This window comes from Ameyamaea chiangmaiensis (assembly GCF_013376175.1).
Lineage (GTDB): Bacteria > Pseudomonadota > Alphaproteobacteria > Acetobacterales > Acetobacteraceae > Ameyamaea > Ameyamaea chiangmaiensis.
On the sequence record NZ_JABXXR010000018.1, the window covers coordinates 19,181 to 39,280 of the forward strand.

The following is a 20,100-nucleotide window of genomic DNA, read 5'->3' on the forward strand; positions in this document are numbered from 1 at the left end:
TAAACGACGAAGATATGTCGTTTTTCGACGTGCGGGGTGTCCATGACGTTATCCAGACGCATCGCCTTTCTCCTGTTGCCCGGCTTCTCGCTGCTCGAACTCAGTGCGGCGATCGATACCCTGCGCGTCGCAACGCGTCTGGGTGTTCCGGGGATCACGTGGTCATGTGTGTCGCTGGACGGAGGCAGCGTTCAGGCATCGAACGGTTTGATCATCGCGACCGAGGCGTCGCTCGATGCGGTCGGGCCACTCGCCGTGCTGTTTGTCGTGGCCAGCTACGATCAGGAAGCAAGCGTCACTCGCAGGGCGCAGAATCTGTTGAGGCGTTGCGCCCGGCATGGGGTGCGTCTGGGGGCCTTTGATACAGGCGCCTTTGTGCTGGCCCGCGCCGGACTGTTGGGAGGGCGGCGCGTCACCGTACATTGGGAGTCATTGCCGGCATTCTGTGAAGAATTTCCCGAAATCGATGTCCGAGACACACTGTTTGAGATCGATCGCGATCGCCTGACCTGCGCCGGTGGTGTGGCCGTGATGGATATGATGCTCCATCTGATCGAAGAGCGCGTTGGGGCGGCGACGGCGCGTCTGGTCGCCGATCAACTGTTGCTGTCGGCACGCCGGTCCGGCGACCATGCGCAACGCGACATACATCAGCGAAGATCGTTGATGCGACACCCATCGGTCGGGCGCGCCGCGGCTATGATGGAGGAAAACCTGTCCCCGCCGCTGGCAATGGATGTGGTGGCCGCGCGGGCAGGGGTGTCACTGCGTCAGTTGGAGCGCCTGTGGCGTGACCACCCCGGCGGCACCCCGAAAGGTTATTACACCGGGCTGCGTCTGGAGCGTGCGCGGCAGTTGCTGGTGGACAGCCGTCTGACGGTCACGCAGGCGGCCTTGGCGGCAGGCTTCGACAGCCCGGCGCATTTTTCAAGGCAGTTCAGGCGACATTTTGGTTATCCGCCGGGGCGTGCCAAGCGCGGGCAAATGGCCACAGCCCCGCTGGTTCACAGTGTATGAGACAGAAATGACGCGATCGTACTGGCGACATTCGCAGGCTTTTCCCAAAACGCATTATGCCCGAGGCCGGCAAATGTCACGACCTGTGCGGAGGGCAATCCAGCGACGAGGGTTCCGCGCATTTCCGGCGTCATAATCGGATCCTTTTCCCCCCAGATCAGCAATGTCGGTGCTTTCAACCGGGGCAGGCCTGCCTGAAGGTCTAACCCGCTGAGGCCCTGATCCAGAACCGCAAGCCACACACGGGCCGGCATATGCGCGGAATCGACCCTCTGCCGTCTCAGAAATTCCGCATCGACAGGCGTTGGCGATGACCACCACATTTTCATGAACGGAGAGTTTGGATCAATCGGGTCGTGCAACTGGAGAATTGGGGTTCGGAAATCCATCGCGGAACCGCGTTCTTGCCGTTCTTTATCCGATGGACATGCCTTGAGGCCACCACTTGAAGAAATGAGGACGACGCGATGGACGCGGTCGGGCCAGTTTTCGGCAAGGCTCTGCGTGACCAGACTGCCCAACGAGTGTCCGACGATATCCGCGCGGGCGATACCAAGATGATCGAGCAGAAGTTTAATGTCGTACGCAAAATCCACGAGCGTGTAGCAGCAGTCGGGTTTGCTTGATGCTCCATGCCCACGCAGATCGGGAATAATTAAGCGATAATGCGCCGGCAACGCGGGGACGAGCGGAAACCAGTCACGGGCACTGTCGGTGTAGCCATGGATCAGGACGACTGGTGTGCCGTCGCGGGGACCGCGATCGATAAACGCGAGCCGTTCACCATTCGGCAGGACGATCGTCTGCCGGCTGGCGTCATAACGTTCCAGTTCCGTCGACGCACGGGAACCTGTCCACGGGACAAGTAGACAGAACAGAAAGATCGCGATTTTAAAAATTAGCGGAGTTTGGGTCATGTGCCCCTAGACCAGATCGCGCGGGAGACGTCGCTGCCACGAGCGGGAGAAGACGTGTTTGCCATTTTCCCACGCGTCGAAGGTTTCGCGACAGAGGAAGTGGGTGGGCGTCGAGGTTGTCAGCGACCATGCACGGAGGCGAATATCCCAGCCGGGTTTCTGATAGGTCGTGATATATTCGGCCTCCATTTCCGCGCTGTTGGGATCGTCCTCGCGAATGGCGCGTCGGGATCGGGCCGCCTCGCCCATACGCGTGTCCAATCCGGCGATGGGGGTTTCCTCGGGGTGCGTGCTGCCGGTCTCGAGCGTAAACACGCGTCGTCCGTGTGTGCCCTCGACCCGGACATGTGCCAGACGGTCATGATACGGCGGCCCTGGCAGTCCTGACTGGTCATAGCGCCGGTCGAGTTGTCGGATCGGCATTGATGTGTCGACCGCATCGTGCATGACGGGGAGCGTCACATGAGATGCTCCGGTTGTAATTTCCAGAGTGACCGTTTCGGGCGATGGCCATGTCACGGGCCACCAGGATTCGCTGATGGCCACGCGGAGCCGGTTTCCCGGCAGGATACGGCGGCAGCAGAACACACCTTTCAGGATGACGTCGTAATCGCGTCCCGGTTGCAGAGGTGCCGGCGCGCGATCGCTGTCACGATGGGTCAGGTTGAGAATGGCATAACTGATGAGGTTCGACTGCCCGTCCGGTGTGACTTCTGTAAGGCGCGCAAAAACCTTCGCGACAGGCCGATCAGCACGAACGCGCAGATGAAATGTCGGCTGACCCAGAAGATCGAGTGGCTCGGTCAGAAGCGCCCCGTCAAAGGTCAGCGAGAGTTCGTCATCCCCCGATTGTTCCCGCCACCAGCTCAGGGGATCGCCGCTGCTGTAGGTTGTGGGCGTTGAAAATCCGACCAGCAGGCTTTGCGGACACGACAGGCGTTCGCGCTCCGCAGGCTGCGGCTTCAGATGCCCTTTCTGCAGGTAATGGGTCGTATGTCCGACGGCTTCGGACGGCCAATGCTCCTGACCGACCCAACGGCCGGGGGTGTCGCGGGGGAACTCTTCTCCCGGTGTCGCTGTCGCCTGGAACGTCCACAGACGCGGTCCGTCCATGACACCGTTGGCCTCGCCCGCCAGCCAGTGACGCCACCAGCGCGCCTCCTCAGGCAACCAGTCCAGACCCGGGCCAGGCACGCCATTGGCGGCGGCACTGGGTGGCCCGCTGTGGCCTGGCGGGTCGGGGTAGCCGGGCCATTTGTGGGTCCATGGACCAATGAGCGCCTTTTGCGGCACATCGGGCATCCGTTCCATCAATCGGGGGGCGGAGTCGACATAGCAATCAAGCATGCCAGCCACGTGATAGATCGGGCACCTGATCGCCGTGTCGTCTTCGACGGACCCATAGGCCCATGTGTCGTCGAGGCGCTGGTGGCCGGTCCAGTCGATTGAAACCGGGCGCGTGGCGTCCAGTCGCTGCTGCCACATGTGACGCCAGCGTTCTTCGCCGACGATCGCAGGGTCTGGTGGCGCGCGCATGATGACCTGCCACTCCATGCCCCAGTCGAACTGGGCTTGCAGAAGGCATCCGCCACGGTAATGGATGTCGTCGACGTAGCGTAGCTCCGTACCGCAGGCCGACACGATGGCTTTGAGCGCCGGAAGCCGTTTGGCGGCGGCCTGTAAACCGGTGAACGAGCCATAGGAAATCCCGCGCATGCCCACGTTTCCATTGCACCACACTTGTGTGGCGATCCACTGGATGACGTGCACGGCATCGTTCTGTTCGTCCGGACGATATTCGTCCTCGATCGCGCCGTCGGAGTCCCCGGTCCCGCGTATGTCGACACGGATAAAGGCGATGCCATGTGTGGCGAAAAACGCTCCGGCCACATCATCCCGATAGCGATATCCGTCCCGCTTTCGATAGGGGAGATATTCCAGAACGGTGCCCACCGGCTGGTGTTGGGCGCTTCTCGGCAGAAACAGACGTGCGGCGAGACGTGCGCCGTCTGGCATCTCGATCCAGATATTCTCTGTGATCTGGATCTCCGGGTCGTTGAGCGCCGGGGCGATCGGTGCGTCGTTCTGCGCGTGAGACAGCGAGGGCATGAGGGCGGCTGCCGCCCCCATCAACAATGGACGCCGTGTAATACCTGTCATGAACCCTGCTGCATCTCGACTAGAACTCCATCTTGACCGTTCCAAAGAACTGGCGCGGCGCTCCCACCAGAAAGGACTGATAGTCGCCGCTCATTGGTAGGCCGTTTTCGCCCATCGTGGCGATGTATTTCGTGTTGGTCAGGTTATAGATGTTGAATTCCAGGGTCAGGTTATGAAGAAACGCAAGGTGACGGTTATATTTCGCCATCTGGCCGGCTTGCCAGCGGGCGCCGAATGTCTCGATCCAGTAGGCGGGGACTTTCGTGTCACCGGTGTAGCTGAAGTTGCGCTTGCCCATATACTGGGTGTCAAGGTGGGCATCGAATTCATGCCAGCGATATGACAGGCTGGCCTTATACATGAAGCGGGGATAGGACACGATCTGCTGGCTGCGCAGATGGTAGGTCGTGCCCGCTTCGGTCAGGTTGTCGTCATAGGTGGCATGGTTGTAGCTGACACTGTTGTAGAGCGCGAGGCCCTCGATGGGCATCAATGTCAGGCCGGCGTCGACACCATTCATGGTCACGCCACCGACGTTGGCGACCGTTGAGATCGGGTTGACGATCGAGCCCGATGTAACCTGCTGCAGCCGGTTTTTGAAGTTGGTGTGGTAGCCGTACAGTGACGCCAGCATATAGCGCTGCGTGAAACGATAACCGACGCCGTAGTTCCAGTCCGTTTCGGGTTGCAGTGTGTGCCTGATCTGATTGAAGACCGTCTGGGAGACCGAGAACGGCGATGCGCCCTGATTCCATCCCGCCGTCGGGTAGGACTTCACATTTTCCGCAAGATCAAAGTAAAGTTCGTGATGCTTCAGGAAGTGCCAGTCACCGCTGACGTGTGGCAGGAAGGCGCGCGCGGTTGTCATGGAGCCGGAGGTTAGGGCCGCGGTGCCGGTGTAGGATTCCAGATTGGCCGTTTCCGTGGCGCGGACGGTCTGCAGAAGAGACTTGAAACCGAAATGCAGCGCGACGTTGGGAAGGACATTATATGTGTCCTGCACGAAGGCCGTGAAGCTGTTGGAGTTGAAGCTCTGCCGCCACAGTGTGGCAAAGGGGGCCGCGAGCGAACCCATGGGATTGACTGGCGTGCCTTCCCCCAGCAGCGGCTGTTCGAAGGCATAGCGCCCGATGTCGGTGTTATAGTTTTCGTACCAGACGCCCGCGCTCAGATGATTGTGCGCGATCGTGTATTCCAGCGCACTGGTGAAACCAAATCTCTGCGTATGGGTGATTGTCATCTGTTCCATCAGAGGCGCTCCGTTGGGGGATGCGACGTACGGATTGGACCAGATGCCGCGGCTGTATTGTCCATGCCCATATACGACGCTCTTCCAGCGTAGCTTGTCGGTCAGGGCCAGGTCGGCATTGACACCGCCGAGATAGTCCTGCTCGAGAGTTCCGCCGTCGTAATAGGAGGCGTCCCACGGATCCGACATCTTGGAATAGCCTGCGGGGAGCGAGCCTCCCGGTAGTCCGTTCAGGGAGAGGGCGGAGCGATAGGCTTTCGCGTAACCGTTCCGTGTACCGACGAAATTATCGATATTGTAACCGCCGTTTTTGAGAATATCGAACGACATATCCTGATAGTTATAAACCTCGAGATCTGCCCAGTCGAAGAAAGCCGAGATGCGACTGTCATGCCCGATCGGTTGTAGAAGCTTGATGTTTACCTGCTGGGCAAACTGATCCGCGCCGCCTTTCCATTTGTGGGCATCATTGCGGGCGTAGGACGCGTAAAAACGGGTGCCACTCTTGTTGAGAATGCCACTGTCGAAACGGGCATACGTATGCATCGTGGTGTTGCTGCCGAAAGTCTGCGCAATCGTAGCACCCATCTTCTTCTTCGGGTCTGATGAAACATACTCAACGGAACCGCCAAGATTACTTGTGCTGGCAATAGATTCCGCGCCGGCACCGTTGGACACGTTGAGGCGCCCAACATTCTCCGAGGAAATCGCGAGGGCGGAGTTAAGCCCATTGTAGGAGTGGAATTCCTGATCGCCCAACGGTATCCCGTCGAGTGTCATGCCAATCTGGTTCTGCAAAAAGCCATGCATGTAGAACTGGTTTGACCAGGTGTCGTAACCCTGCGGGTCATCAGACTGGAACATGGCCCCTGGCATCTGCGCCAGTACCTTGAGCGGGTTCGTGCCAGGAACGGCCCGCGCCATCATTTCCGACGTGATCACCTGCTGGGCACCGTGTTCGAGACGATGCCCGACGACGCCCAGTTCCTCGGCGCGCGGGGTGGTGGCGCGGACGCTTGGGGGGGGCGTCCCGATGGTCGAAGGGACTTTGCGTATTCCTGGTGTGCGTGCGGTTGTCGCCCTGGTGTGCGTAGGCGGCTTGACCGCCGTGGCAGCCATCGCCGAATGGCAGCCGGTCACAAGGATCGTCGTCACCAGAAAGCGCTGAAGTGCGGAAACGTCGCGCATCGTAAAGTAGCTCCTGAAGAACCGGGGACGGCAAGCGCGCCTCGTGACCCGAGCACCCGTATGGTCATGACGCGGCCTCGCAACGTGGCCGTCATGCTTGCACGCGTGACTGTTGTTGTGTCGAAACGATATGTATTAGGTATGTCCGTGCCAACACGTGATATAAGGATTGCGACATCCCTCATGACAGAAACGACGTGGGGCGGGTTGTTGTTCTGTAGTTCGATAGGAAACCTTATGACGTAATAGGTTTCGATTAAAAATGTGGCGATCACGCGCCTGAGAACGAGCTGACATCACTGCCGCGCCTTCTGTCCGACGTGTCGGCCAGCGCCTTCCGGTGTTGCTATGACGGCGTGTCGTTGCGCGAGTGGAGCAAGGCGCGCCAAGACCTCGTCCGCGGCCGGGCATGTACGGCCGCTGACCATATCGACGTGCAGTAACATCTGTTCCGCCGTTGCTATGACGCACTGCGTTGCAAGATCATAGATATGCGTAAAGAAGTGCAAACGCTTTGAATCATACGAGAGGATCTGAAGGGTCGTATACAGGCTCTGCCCGAGTTTCGCCTCCCCCAGATGCCGGAGATGTGTTTCGACGGTATAGTAACTGTGGCCCTGCTCGATATAGGCCATATCGACGCCGATAAGTCGCAGAAGGGCATCCGTTGTGTCACCGAACACCTGAAGGTAGCGATGCTCGGTCATATGACCATTATAATCGACCCATGCCGCGTTGACGCGTGTATCGATCAGCCGCAATGGCGTCGCTGCCTCGAGATCGATAGTGGGTGGGGTGGCCCGTGACCAGAGTTTCTGTTCAAAATCTGTCAGGAGTTTGCCCGCGCCCCATCCGGCACCGGCATCTCCAGCCTGAAGCGCGTGTAGAATCCCCACGAGATTCTCATCGCGAATGCGCTCCAGATCCCGGATCGAGCGCCCCGCGGCCTGTGAATCTGACTGTACACCGATCCTTTCGATCAGCGCCTCGTCAAGATCGACGACATCGGTCAGCTTTGTCCAGGGCAATGACAGGCAGGGGCCAAACTGACCAAGGAAATGTCGCATCCCCGCTTCGCCCCCCGCGATGCGGTAGGTCTCGAACAAACCCATCTGCGCCCAGCGTAGACCGAAGGAATACCGGATGACGTCATCAAGTGTTTCTGTGTCGCAAATCCCGTCCTTGATCAACCACAGGGCTTCACGCCAGAGGGCTTCCAGAAGGCGATCGCCGACAAAGGCCTCGATTTCCTTGTCGATCACCACACCTTTCATCCCGATTGATTCGAGTATCGCTTTCGCGTTCACGAGTGTCTCGGGCGCCGTCGATCTGCCGCCGACCAATTCGACCAACGGCAGCAAATACACAGGATTATACGGGTGCGCCACAAACAGTCGTTCGGGACGGGTGAGACCAGTTTGCAGGTCGCTGGGCAGAAGGCCGGAGGTCGAGGAACCGATCAGGGCCTCGGGTCGTGCGGCGGCGTCGATGTCGGCGAGCACACGTTTTTTCAGGTCGAGGCGTTCGGGAACGCTTTCCTGGATCCAGTCGGCATCCGCCACGGCGTCCTGGAGCGTTGTGCAGAACGTCAGCGTGCCCCGGGGGGGCAGCGGTGCCATTGTCAGGAGGCCGTAGGCGCGGTCGGCATTGGAGAGCACTTCGCCCACGATGCGCTTGGCTTCAGGGTGCGGGTCGTAGACCCGTACGTTCAGGCCGGAAAGAAGGAAGCGCGCGATCCAGCCGCCACCAATCACACCGCCGCCGACGCAGGCAACGCTCGAAACTCCTTTGAGCATGGAAAGAGGCTTTCAGCGTTTGATGAGTTTCAGTTTTTCGCGAACTTCGGCAGGGGACAGAAGGCGTGCGCCCATCGCGGTAACGACGGTCGCTGCCTTTTCAACCAGCTGTGCATTCGTTGCGAGCTGCCCTCGCGCGATGTAGAGGTTATCCTCGAGGCCGACACGCACGTTGCCCCCGGCCAGGGCCGCGGCTGCGGGATAGGCCATAGCATTGCGGCCGATCGAGAATGCGGAAAATGTCCAGTTCGAGGGCACGTTATTGACCATGGCCATGAATGTGTTGAGGTCGTCGGGTGCGCCCCATGGAACGCCCATGCAGAGCTGCACCATAACCGGATCTTCGATCAATCCTTCTGCGACGAGCTGCTTTGCAAACCACAGATGTCCTGTGTCGAAGGCCTCGATCTCCGGCCTAACACCCAGTGCCGTCATTTTCCGCGCCATGGCGCGGAGCATCGATGGGGTGTTGGTCATCACATAGTCGCCGAGCGAGAAATTCATCGTGCCGCAATCCAGCGTACAGATCTCGGGCAGGCATGCCGCAATGGGCTCGACACGCTCGGTGGCTCCCGCCATGTCGGTGCAGTCCGGATTGAATGGCACGGGAGCTTCCACGTCGCCGAAGACGAGGTCTCCACCCATTCCGGCGGTCAAATTGAGGACAACGTCCACGTCCGCGCTGCGGATACGATCGGTCAGTTCACGGTAAAGATCTGTGCGTCGAGATGGCGCGCCCGTCTCCGGATTGCGGACGTGGCAGTGCACGACGGCTGCACCGGCTTTCGCGGCATCGATCGCTGACGCGGCGATCTGGGCTGGCGTGATCGGAACATGAGGGGACTTGCCGGTTGTGTCGCCCGACCCCGTGACGGCGCAGGTGATGAAAACATCGCGGTTCATGGCCAATGGCATCGTCGAGGCTCCAAGCGGTTCGCGAGGACGAGATTGACGATAATCGCTGGTCGAGCGATTATCATAAACGGATCGAAACTTTGCACGATCGGCAAAAATGCGACGATGTAGCAACGACCCCGCCCTGGAGATCGATGTGCTGGTCGTGCCCGGCACCACGCTGTTTCTTGTGGCGGCTGTGATCGAGCCTCTGCGTGCGGCTAATCGCATTGCAGGGCGGCCGCTCTATCGCTGGCGGCTGTTCTCGCCGTCTGGAGATTCCGTGGAAAACGGCAGTCGTGTTCCCGTGGCTGTGGATGGAGCGTTCGATCCCGGACAATGTGCTAACCCACTCTATGTATTGGCGAGCTATGATTGGGAAGCCAATGCAGGTCCGACGCTGCCCGCGTCTCTTTCGCGCGCTGCACGGTACCGGCCTGTCATCGCGGGCATCGAATCCGGTGTGTGGCTGCTGGCGGCTGCGGGGCTGCTCAACGAGCACACAGCCCCCGTGCATTGGGAGGATCGAGAGACTTTTGCTCTGCGCTTCCCGCGTGTGACCGTCAGTGCGGAACGGTATGTGATTGACGACAAGCGCCATATGGCCGGAGGCCTGTTTCCGACGCTCGAACTGATGCTCGAGCTGATCCGCCGGCAGCACGGTCACACGCTCGCGCTCGAGGTTTCACGTTTGTTTCTTTATCAGGACAGTGCGCCGACGAGCGGCGATACGGTGCTTGCTGCAGGTATCGATCGACGGGTCACGCTTGCGGTGCATATGATGCAGGAGAGCATTGATACGCCGTTAAAGATGGAGACTCTTGCGCGCGCCGCGGGTATCGGTGCCCGACACTTGCGGGCATTGTTTGTGCGGGGATTGGGCGTAACACCGCAACAGCATTATCTGGCGCTGCGCCTGAATGCGGCCCGACGGCACGTCATCGAGACGCGGGCCAGCATGGTCGATATCGCCACCGCAGCCGGTTTTGGTTCCTTGCCCGCATTTTCACGTGCTTATCGCACATATTATGGTGAGAGTCCGTCCGGGACACGCGGGCGGCTGGCCAAGACCCTTGGGTCGCGCGACGCCTGTATCGTGGGAGTGTGAGGATATGGCCGTAACCAGCCGTGGTTGACCGATGCCCCCGTTCGGCTTCTATTATGAAATCGCAATGAAAGTGGGGGAGGGTCGCGTGGCAGACGAGGCTTTACCGTCAACCCTTGCGCTGGCGGCCGCCCGACAGGCCTGTGTTCATGGGCCGCCGCCATGTCTGCGTGGAGGGACGTGTTCGAAGGCGGGAGGGACACGTCTCTCCATGAACAATCGCGTTGCGCCCGTCTGGGGCACGCGATTTCCGAAGAGGTCGGCGCGCTTTACATTGTCTGGCAGCAGGTTGAGCAGCACGGGCAGAGCTGCCTCGGACGCCTTGTTTCGTGGAAGGCCGGAGGGTTTTGCTCTTTCGCGGGCGATCAAACGTCAACACGCGGCCTTTGCGTCGTCGATACTCGCGGATATGGTGAACCGAGAATCTCGTTCCAAACCTGATTCCTGTTTTGGAGGACGGCGATGGAACACGCTTGTTGCGTGTCACGTCGAGCCTCTGCGCAGCGACGGTTATTGATCGGGTGTCAACGCTGGCGCGCACTCGGTTTCGAACTTATCCGCCGGGCCTGTTTGTGCTCTGCTTTGTCGAGCTGTGGGAGCGGTTCTCGTTCTACGGAATGCGCGCACTGCTGGTTGTGTACATGACGCATGTCGTTCTCGTGCAGCCCGTCGACGCCGTCGAAGGGCTTGGCGTTTTGTCCGGTTTTCTGGGGCTCGATCCGGTGACCGATAAAGGGGCATTGGTGTCCGAACTGTACGGTCTGTATTCGGGTTTGGTGTACTTCACCCCGCTGCTCGGAGGGTATCTGGCAGATCGCTTTTTCAGCCGGGATGCCGTGGTGATCGCCGGGGGCGCGTTGATCGTTCTGGGCCATCTGATGCTGACGACGTCGACGTGGTTTCTGCTGGCGCTGGTACTGATTGTGCTGGGTACAGGGGGGCTGAAGGGCAACATAGCCGCCCGCGTCGTCGATCTGTATCCGGAGGACGACCCGCGTCTGTCGCGCGGTTTTTCATTATTCTATGTGGGTATCAACATAGGGGCGGCCCTTGCGCCATTTGTGTGCGCCGGGTTGGCCCTGCGTTATACTTGGGGGCTCGCGTTCGGGGCGACCTCGGTTGGCATGGTGCTGGCGTTGGCGACGTACTGCGCGGGGCGGCGCTGTTTGCCGCGGCAGACCGTCCCGCGCATGGCGGTCGCCGCGGGCGGCGGCCGTTCAGTGAACATATGGCTGCTGGCGGCGGCGTGCGCCCTTGTATGGGTGAGTTACGAACAGCAGGCCAATGGACTCATGCGGTGGCTGTCGGGTCGTCCGGGCGGAATCGGACAGGCTTGGCTGCAGGCCATCCCTCCGTTAGTCGTCCTGCTCGGCACGCCTGTCTTGCTACGCGTCTGGCGTGTTCAGGCCCGGCAGGGGCGAGAGGTTTCGGCGGCTCGTAAGATCGTCTGGGGCGCGACGGTCATTCTTCTGGCTCAGGCAATCCTGTGGCTGTTCGCCTTCACGGGACCGGCGCCGCCGCCGGTCATCGGGATCGTCTTTTATCTGGCTCTGTGGGAGGCGGGGGATCTCCTGTTCAGTCCCGCCGCCATGGATGTGTTTGCTACGGCCGCCGCGCCGGGACGCGCGGGGATGGGGATGGCGGTGTGGTACCTGACGATTTTTGTCGGCAACCTTGCCAGCGGTTGGATCGGGGTACTGTGGGGCCGCCTGCCGGTGTCATCGTACTGGCTGGTGATCGTGATGACCACGGTTGCCGGTGTGGCGGGTCTCTCGCTGGCGACGATGAAACGTGATCGCGAAGCGTGTTATGACATCAAAACGGAATGGAAATGACATGAGCGCTGAGTTTGATGTCCAGGAGCACCTGTGGATTACGCTATCGGACGGATGTCGCCTGGGCGCGCGGCTCTGGCTGCCACGTACGGCATATGAGCAGCGTGTGCCCGCGATTATGGAATATATCCCCTATCGCAAGGGTGACGGTACACGTGCGCGCGATGAGCCTATGCACGGCTACTTTGCGCAGAACGGATATGCCGCGATCCGCGTGGACATGCGCGGCAGCGGTGAATCGGACGGCCATCTCGCCGACGAGTACCTGCGACAGGAACAGGATGACGCGCTGGAGGTGATCGACTGGATCGCACGCCAGCCGTGGTGCAGCGGCGCGGTCGGTATGATGGGTAAATCCTGGGGCGGGTTCAATGCGTTACAGGTGGCGGCACGGCGGCCGGCGGCCTTGCGCGCCATCGTGACGGCCTATTCAACGGATGACCGCTTTGCTGACGATATTCATTTTATGGGTGGTTGTCTTCTCAACGACAATCTCTGGTGGGGCAGCATCATGCTGGCCTATCAGGGCCGACCGCCCGATCCGGCGATAGCGGGTGACGACTGGCGTGCCATCTGGCGTGCGCGGATCGATGCCATGCCGTTCTTCCCCGCCGTCTGGGCTGGGCACCAGTCGTACGATGCCTACTGGCGACACGGCTCGGTGCGTGAGGACTACAGCGCCATCGTCTGCCCTGTCCTGATCGTCGGCGGTTGGGTCGACAGCTATACCAATGCGGTGCCGCGACTTCTGGAAGGTCTGACCGTGCCGCGTCAGGCGATTATCGGGCCGTGGGGACATGTCTACCCACAGGATGGCGTGCCCGGACCCGCCATCGGCTTTCTCCAGGACGTCACGCGGTGGTGGGACCGATGGTTGAAAGACACCGGCGGGGACGTCACGGACATGCCGGCCGTGCGTGCCTTTCTTCAGGACCCGATGCCGCCGGATGCCACGCGGGCCGAGGCCTCTGGCCGCTGGGTATCGGAAGGCTCGTGGCCGTCATCGATGATTGAACACCGCGACTGGTCGCTTCGCGGTGACGGCGGGCTGGGCCAGCCGGACCACAGTGAAACGCTGCTACGTATCTGCACGCCCCAAAGCCACGGACGGGCCGGTGGCGAGTGGATGGGCACGGGTTGCCGTGGTGAAATGCCGCTTGATCAACGTCTCGACGATGGTTTTGCGACCGTGTTTCAAACCGGACCCCTGGCCCAGACTTGCGAGGTGCTCGGGGTGCCGACCCTCCGGGTCGAGTTGTGCAGTGACCAGCCTGTCGCGACATTGGTGGTGCGGCTGTCCGATGTCGCGCCCGATGGGCGTGCCGAACGCGTGTCGTATCAGGTGTTGAACCTGACCCATCGTAATGGACATGCGACGCCTGCCCCGATGGAGCCTGGTCGCCTTGTTCCGGTCACCGTGACGTTAAGCGCGTGCGGACACCGCTTTGCGGCCGGACACCGTATTCGCGTGGCCCTTGGAACAACCTACTGGCCGATGATCTGGCCGGCACCACAGGTCGCGACACTGATGCTCCGCCCGGCGGGTTCCATTCTGACACTCCCCTGCCGGACGACCCCGCCAGAACAGGAGAGAGCGGTCGTGTTCGACCCGCCGGTGCATGGCCCCGTGACACCAGTGACGCAACTGGAGGCCGGACGCTTGCAACGGCACTTTGCCTTCGATGCGGTGTCCGGCGTTTCGACCTACGTGACCGATGCGGTAGGGGGCGTCTTTGGTGAAGGTGTACAGAAATTTGATGAGACGGACACGGTCATGGCACATTCCCTGCGCCGTGAGTTAACCATTCGAGACGATGACCCGCTGTCGGCGCGTTACGTGCTGACGCAATCTCTCCGGCTCTCGCGGCCGGAGTGTGACGCGCGGATTGAGACACGGACCGAGATGACGTCTGACGCACATCATTTCCATCTCGCGGGTGTGTTGACGGTTCTGGACCACGGCGACGTATTTGCCAGACGGGAATGGCGGGAGAGTATCCCACGGACACTGTTGTGAGCATCTGTCGCGGCATCTCCGCGTTGGCGGCGCTGTGCATGACAGTCGTGCCGGTGTGCGCGATGGCTGAGACGCCGTCGTGTGGCACGGTGAGGATCGCGGAAGCCGGCTGGACCGACAACGCGGTCGCAACCGGTATCGCGGCTGAACTTCTGGACATGCTGGGCTATCACGCGGACACACCCCTGGTAACGGTATCGCTGGCCTATGTCAGTATGCAGTCAGGCAAGATCGACGCCTTTCTGGGGGCCTGGAAGCCCGCGGGGGAGCGCGCGATCGCCCCGTATCTGGCGGACGGGAGTTTGCGTCTGCTGGCCACCAATCTGGCGGATGCGCACTACACGCTGGCCGTGCCGGATGAGACATGGAAGGCGGGGTTGCATGATTTTCGAGACATCTCACGTTTTGGCGCGCGACTGGGCTACGTGATCTATGGGCTTGAGGCCGGGAACAGCGGGAATGTGAAGGTTCTGTCGGCTATCACGCACAATGACTTGGGTTTGGGGCGCTTCCGCCTGATTGAAAGCAGCGAGCAGGGCATGCTCAGTCAGGTGCAAAGAGATATCGACAGCCATCGGCCGATCGTATTCATGGGGTGGGAGCCGCATCCGATGAACCAGCGCTTTCAGATGCATTATCTGACCGGAGGCGACGCCTATTTCGGGCCGGATCACGGCGCGAGCGTTCGAAGCGTGATCCGGGCCGGTTATGATACGACCTGTCCGAACGTGACGCGGCTTTTGAAGAATCTGAAGTTTTCCATTCCCATGGAAAACCGTCTTATGCAGGTGATCCACGATCAGCATCTTGCATCGCGCGACGTGGCGCGCGCGTGGCTTCGTGCCCATCCGCAGAGTCTGGCGTCCTGGCTCGACGGTGTGACGACCTTCGACGGAAAGCCCGCATGGCCTGCCGTAAAAGCGGTGTTGGTAGCCCCTGCACCAGGACCGACGTAAGGGCGATGTCCCACGCGCCGGCCAAATGACTATTTTTAAACGGTATCACACGTGTAGGCCTGAAGCGTCGAACGCGACCCATAGGCTCTCGGCGCGTCCATCGGCAGGACGACGCCTCTGGCTCTTGGGTCCAGAATATCAAGAACATCATATTCGCGCGACGTGCGCACTCTGACGTTGCGCAACCCGCGAGGTCGGGAACGCAATCCGTGCGATGGCGCTGAGCGTTCGATCTGGCTCTATGGCGACATAGAAGAAATTCATGGCGCGAATTGGCAAGTGCGGTAGTGTATCGTTATCGTAACGTCATCGTTAGGGTAGCTCCGCCTGAGCGGATCCATCCCGCTCCACGTCTCAGTTTCGCCCTCCGTCGGAGACCGTTGTGCCATGACGAACTACGATAGCGCCGCCATTCGCCAGTTGGTCGACCGTCGGCGACCACAGCACGCGCTGGAAAGTGCGTTCTACACCTCGCCTGAGGTTTTCGCGGCGGACATGGATGCGATCTTCCATCGGCACTGGCTCTATGTGGCCGTGGAATGTGAGGTGGCGGAGGCTGGCGATGCCGTGGTCGTGGATATCGGTGCATCGTCGGTCGTGATCGTGCGTGGCGATGACGACGAGATCCGCGCGTTCCACAATGTCTGCCGCCATCGTGGCGCACGTCTGCTGCCGCCGGGGCCGGCGATCGTCGGCAATCTGGTCTGTCCCTATCACGCCTGGACCTACGGGCTGGATGGCAGGCTGAAGTTTGCCGAACATATGGGCGAAGGGTTCGATCATTCGTGTCTGGGGCTGCGCCCCGTGGCGCTGAAGTCGATGGCGGGATTGCTGTTCGTCTGCCTGTCCGACGACCCGCCGGATGATATGGACGACGTGATCCGTCAGATGGAACCGTATCTCGCGCCGCATGACCTGAAGAACACACGCGTCGCCCATACGGCGGACCTGATCGAGTACGGCAACTGGAAGCTCGTTCTGGAGAATAACCGCGAGTGTTATCACTGCATGCCCAACCACCCCGAACTGACCATTCCGCTTTTCGCCTACGGGTTCGGTTTCGCGCCCGAGGAACTGGACGCAGAGGAACTGGCGCAGGCCGAACGCTACGACACACTGCGCCGGACGTCCCATGAGCGTTGGGAAGCGGGTGGATTGCCCTCGCGCCTGATCGAGCATCTGGAGGACCGGCCCACCGGGTTTCGTACCGAGCGACTGCCGCTGGACGGCTCGGGCGAGAGCCAGACGATGGACACGATGGCGGCCTGCCGGGTGCCGCTGGGCGGCTTGCGCGACAAGGCGTCGGGCGGCCTGCATTTCTGGACCCAGCCCAACGCATGGCACCACTTCATGGGCGACCATGTCGTGACCTTTTCGGTCATTCCGCTTGATGAAGGTCGCACGCTGGTGCGTACCAAGTGGTTGGTCCACAAGGATGCGGTCGAGGGCGTGGATTACGACGTGGAAAACCTGACCTGCGTATGGAACACCACGAACCGGCAGGATGCCGATCTGGTGGAGATGACGCAGCGCGGGGTGCGCGATCCGGCGTACATCCCTGGCCCCTATTCGCCGTATACCGAAGGGCTCGTGGAGAAATTCATGGAGTGGTACTGCATGCGTCTGAAGGCGTGTCTGGGTTGATGGGCCAGGTGCCCACATGGGGACGCCGATGAGCGAATGTGATCTTCCCCCTTTCTGGGACCCGGAATCCGATGACGTGCTGGTCTGCCGCGCCGTGCGTCAGCAGACACACGATGTCGCTACCTTCGTCCTGACGGCGGCCCGGCCCAGACGGTTTCGCTACCGGCCCGGTCAATTCATGACCTTTACGGTCAGGATCGACGGTGCGGAGATCCATCGCTGCTACACGTTGTCGTCGTCGCCCACCCAGCCGGACTCGGTTGCGATCACGGTCAAACGCGTTCCCGGCGGCCCCGTCTCCAACTGGCTGCACGATCATCTGCGGCCGGGTATGGAGATCGCGGCGCTGGGCCCGATGGGAGATTTTACGCTCGATCCCCCGCCAGACAAGGCGCTGGAGAAATATGTCTTCCTGTCGGCGGGGAGCGGGATCACGCCGGTCATGTCGATGGCGCGCGCGCTGATCGACAGGCACTTCGATGTGGACGCGGTTTTTCTCCATTCCGCCCGCTCGCCCGACGATCTTGTCTTCGCGCGGGAACTGGCGTGGATGGCGGAGCAGGCGCCGTCGTTCCGGGTGCGCGCGATTTGCGGACGCGACACGCCGCATAGCCGCTGGCCAGGCGCGTTGGGCCGGCTGGACGCGCCGTTGCTGGCGCGCGAAGTGCCTGATCTGTGCGAACGTCGGCTTTTTGTGTGCGGACCGGAGGGATACCGGGCCTCGGTTCGCGCCCTGGCCGAGCAAGCCGGCCTGGACATGGCCCGTTACCATGACGAGAGTTTCGATTTTGGTGCGTTGACGGAGCAGGAGCCCGGCATTCCGGCGCAGATCGAGACACTGGACGCTGCGCGGCATACGGTCAGCTTTACGCGCAGCCGCCGCGAGATCGAATGCGGCGCCGATACCTTCGTTCTCTCGGCGGCGCGGGCCGCGGGTATGCGGCTGCCGGCGTCCTGCGCCAAGGGCATGTGCGGGACGTGCAAATGCAAGCTGGTGTCCGGAACGGTGGAGATGCAGCATGACGGCGGGATTCGCCAGCGCGAGATCGACCAGGGCATGATCCTGATCTGCTGCGCGCGTCCGACCAGCGACCTTGTGATCGAGCGCTAGAGCGATGGCTCCACGCGCCAGCGACCTGGCCAGCCTACGCCGCTTCGGGTTCCTGACGCTGAAAAACTATTCGCTGATCGCGGTCAGTAACGCGATCGAGGCGTTGCGCATGGCCAACCGGGTGACCGGGTGCCAGGATTACGCATGGCGGGTGCTGAGTTTGGACGGAGCGCCGGTCGCCGCAAGCAACGGACTGGCGCTGCACCCGACCGAGGCGCTGGGGGAGGCCGAAGGGCTGGACGTGCTGTTCGTGTGTGGCGGCATCGATGTCCGTGCCGCCACCAGTGAGAAACTGCGGATGACGCTGCGGCGCGTGGCGCGGCAGCGGATCGTGATCGGCGCGTTATGCACCGGGACGTTCGCGTTGGCCGACGCCGGGCTGCTGCGTGGCTATCGTTGTGCCATTCATTGGGAAAATCTGGGTGCTATACGCGAGGAATTCCCGGAGATCGACCTTGTGGACGAACTGTTCGTGATCGATCGGGACCGGATGACCTGCACCGGTGGGGCGGTGCCGCTGGACCTGATGCTGCGGGTAATCGCCGCGCATGTCGGCGCGGCGCGGGCACGCGAGATCGCGATGCAGTTTCTGCTGGCGCGCGATCGAGCCGGCAGCGAAGCACAGCCGCTGATCGCGCTGGACCCGCTGCCCCCCTCGCTGGGGCGGGCGGTGCAGTTGATGGACAGCCATATTGACCAGAAACTGAGCGTGGGCGAGGTCGCGAGCGCCGCCGGCGTCTCGGAACGACAGCTGGAGCGCCTGTTCAGGGCCCATACCGGCTCGACGCCGGCCGCCTATCTGGCGGCGGCCCGGCTGGAACGTGCGCGACGTCTACTGCGCCAGACCGGCATGTCGGTGACCGATATCGGTGTAGCGTGCGGCTTTACGTCCCTGAGCCATTTTTCCACCGCCTTTCGTAACCGGTTCGGCTACGCGCCGCGCCTGGAACGCCAACAGCGGGCCCCTTGAAGGAACAACCATGCTGTCCCAAGCTGACGCCTTGCTCAAACCGTTGCGCATCAAATCGATGGTCATTCGCAACCGAGTGATGAGCACCAGCCACGCGCCGGGCTACGGTGTCGATGGCAAGCCACAGGAACGCTACCAGCTCTATCATGCCGAAAAGGCGAAAGGCGGCATCGGGCTGACCATGTTCGGTGGGTCCTCGTCGGTCGAACTGGACAGCCCGGCGACGCCGTGGAGCCAGATCGCCGTGTCCGACGACAGCGTGATCCCCTATTTCCGTCAGTTCGCGGAACGGGTGCATGGTCATGGTGCGCGGCTGATGATCCAGTTGACCCATATGGGGCGCCGGACACGGTGGGACACCGATGCGTGGCTGCCGGTGATCGCGCCCTCGGTCCGGCGTGAGCCGGCGTCACGGTCGATTCCCAAGGAGATGGAGCCGGAGGATATTTCCCGTGTCGTCCGTGCCTTTGGCGCGGCGGCGCGGCGATGCCGCGAGGGTGGACTGGACGGGCTGGAAATCTCGGGCGCGCACGGGCACCTTCTGGATCAGTTCTGGAGCCCTTCGGTCAATCACCGGCACGATGCCTATGGCGGCAGTCTGGAGCACCGGATGCGTTTCGGCATCGAGGTGCTGAGTGCGATCCGTGAGGCGACGGGGGACGATTACGTCGTCGGCATGCGCATGTCGGGTGACGAATTGCTCAAGGGCGGCCTGACCCAGGACGACTGCATCGCGATTGCCGAGGCATATGCCGGCCGCGGCCTGATCGACTTCGTCAACGTGATCGGCGGTCAGGCCCGCGACGAGATGGCGCACGCGGTATCGCTGCCCAACATGGCGTTTCCCGTCGCTCCCTTTCTCGGCCTCGCCAGTGCGATCAAGCGCGCGGTGGACATTCCCGTCTTCCATGCCCAACGCATCACCGATCTGGCGACGGCCGCCCGCGCGGTGGCCGAGGGGCATATCGACATGGTCGCAATGACCCGCGCGCACATTGCTGACCCGCATCTGGTCCATAAACTGGCGGAAGGGCGCGAGGACGATATCCGGCAATGCGTGGGGGCGGGCTACTGTATCGACCGGATCTATGTCGGCGGCGACGCGCTGTGCCTGCAGAATGCGGCGACGGGGCGCGAGGCGACGATGCCGCACGACATCCCGCCGGCGGAGGTATCGCGGCGGGTCGTGATTGTCGGCGCCGGGGTGGCGGGGCTGGAGGCGGCGCGGGTCTGCGCGCTCC

The 20,100-nt window shown here is 61.6% G+C and carries 14 protein-coding genes; 9 read left to right on the forward strand and 5 right to left on the reverse strand.

The genetic code is table 11. The features are described from left to right. The first annotated feature begins 42 nt into the window (after nucleotides 1–42). Entirely contained in the window at nucleotides 43–1,017 is a 975-nt protein-coding gene (locus tag HUK82_RS04525) for a GlxA family transcriptional regulator (protein ID WP_176612811.1), read from the forward strand. Here the strand turns inward: HUK82_RS04525 and HUK82_RS04530 are convergent. The 5 genes from HUK82_RS04530 to HUK82_RS04550 form a co-directional block, all read right to left on the reverse strand. Then, the gene (locus HUK82_RS04530; protein ID WP_176612812.1) at nucleotides 1,005–1,934 is read right to left on the reverse strand and encodes an alpha/beta fold hydrolase; all 930 of its coding nucleotides are present in this window, start codon (nucleotides 1,932–1,934) and stop codon (nucleotides 1,005–1,007) included. The genes HUK82_RS04525 and HUK82_RS04530 overlap by 13 nt on opposite strands. Before the next feature lie 6 nt (nucleotides 1,935–1,940). Further along, entirely contained in the window at nucleotides 1,941–4,043 is a 2,103-nt protein-coding gene (locus HUK82_RS04535; protein ID WP_176612813.1) for a CocE/NonD family hydrolase, read from the reverse strand. A gap of 70 nt (nucleotides 4,044–4,113) precedes the next feature. Next, the gene (locus HUK82_RS04540) at nucleotides 4,114–6,531 is read right to left on the reverse strand and encodes a TonB-dependent receptor (protein WP_246495668.1); all 2,418 of its coding nucleotides are present in this window, start codon (nucleotides 6,529–6,531) and stop codon (nucleotides 4,114–4,116) included. Nucleotides 6,532–6,827: 296 nt separating this feature from the next. Next, nucleotides 6,828–8,327, reverse strand: coding sequence for a carnitine 3-dehydrogenase (locus tag HUK82_RS04545; protein WP_176612814.1), 1,500 nt, complete (start codon nucleotides 8,325–8,327; stop codon nucleotides 6,828–6,830). 12 nt (nucleotides 8,328–8,339) lie between these two features. Next, nucleotides 8,340–9,398 carry a BKACE family enzyme gene (locus HUK82_RS04550; protein ID WP_264802194.1) on the reverse strand — a complete coding sequence of 353 codons (1,059 nt, stop codon included), beginning with the start codon at nucleotides 9,396–9,398 and terminating at the stop codon, nucleotides 8,340–8,342. On the opposite strand from HUK82_RS04550, the gene HUK82_RS17585 reads away from it, so the two are divergent. From HUK82_RS17585 to HUK82_RS04590, 8 genes are all read left to right on the forward strand, one after another. Then, nucleotides 9,388–10,329: a GlxA family transcriptional regulator gene (locus HUK82_RS17585; RefSeq protein WP_218061511.1), complete on the forward strand. Its 942-nt coding sequence runs from the start codon at nucleotides 9,388–9,390 to the stop codon at nucleotides 10,327–10,329. The two genes, HUK82_RS04550 and HUK82_RS17585, sit on opposite strands and share 11 nt — an antisense overlap. Before the next feature lie 518 nt (nucleotides 10,330–10,847). Further along, entirely contained in the window at nucleotides 10,848–12,161 is a 1,314-nt protein-coding gene (locus HUK82_RS04560) for a peptide MFS transporter (RefSeq protein WP_176612816.1), read from the forward strand. A gap of 1 nt (nucleotide 12,162) precedes the next feature. Beyond that, on the forward strand, nucleotides 12,163–14,178 hold the full coding sequence (locus HUK82_RS04565; protein ID WP_212648125.1) for a CocE/NonD family hydrolase: 2,016 nt from the start codon (nucleotides 12,163–12,165) through the stop codon (nucleotides 14,176–14,178). After that, nucleotides 14,175–15,134: a glycine betaine ABC transporter substrate-binding protein gene (locus HUK82_RS04570; protein WP_176612818.1), complete on the forward strand. Its 960-nt coding sequence runs from the start codon at nucleotides 14,175–14,177 to the stop codon at nucleotides 15,132–15,134. Before HUK82_RS04565 ends, HUK82_RS04570 begins: the two co-directional genes overlap by 4 nt. A 387-nt stretch (nucleotides 15,135–15,521) precedes the next feature. Then, nucleotides 15,522–16,778 (forward strand): aromatic ring-hydroxylating oxygenase subunit alpha, encoded by a 1,257-nt coding sequence (locus HUK82_RS04575; RefSeq protein WP_176612819.1) that lies wholly within the window; start codon nucleotides 15,522–15,524, stop codon nucleotides 16,776–16,778. A gap of 28 nt (nucleotides 16,779–16,806) precedes the next feature. Continuing rightward, nucleotides 16,807–17,889 carry a hybrid-cluster NAD(P)-dependent oxidoreductase gene (locus HUK82_RS04580; protein ID WP_246495672.1) on the forward strand — a complete coding sequence of 361 codons (1,083 nt, stop codon included), beginning with the start codon at nucleotides 16,807–16,809 and terminating at the stop codon, nucleotides 17,887–17,889. A 4-nt stretch (nucleotides 17,890–17,893) separates the two neighbouring features. Beyond that, the gene (locus HUK82_RS04585; protein ID WP_176612821.1) at nucleotides 17,894–18,859 is read left to right on the forward strand and encodes a GlxA family transcriptional regulator; all 966 of its coding nucleotides are present in this window, start codon (nucleotides 17,894–17,896) and stop codon (nucleotides 18,857–18,859) included. A gap of 10 nt (nucleotides 18,860–18,869) precedes the next feature. After that, nucleotides 18,870–20,100, forward strand: a 1,231-nt coding sequence (locus HUK82_RS04590) for an oxidoreductase (RefSeq protein WP_456304194.1), incomplete at its 3' end; no start/stop codon positions are given.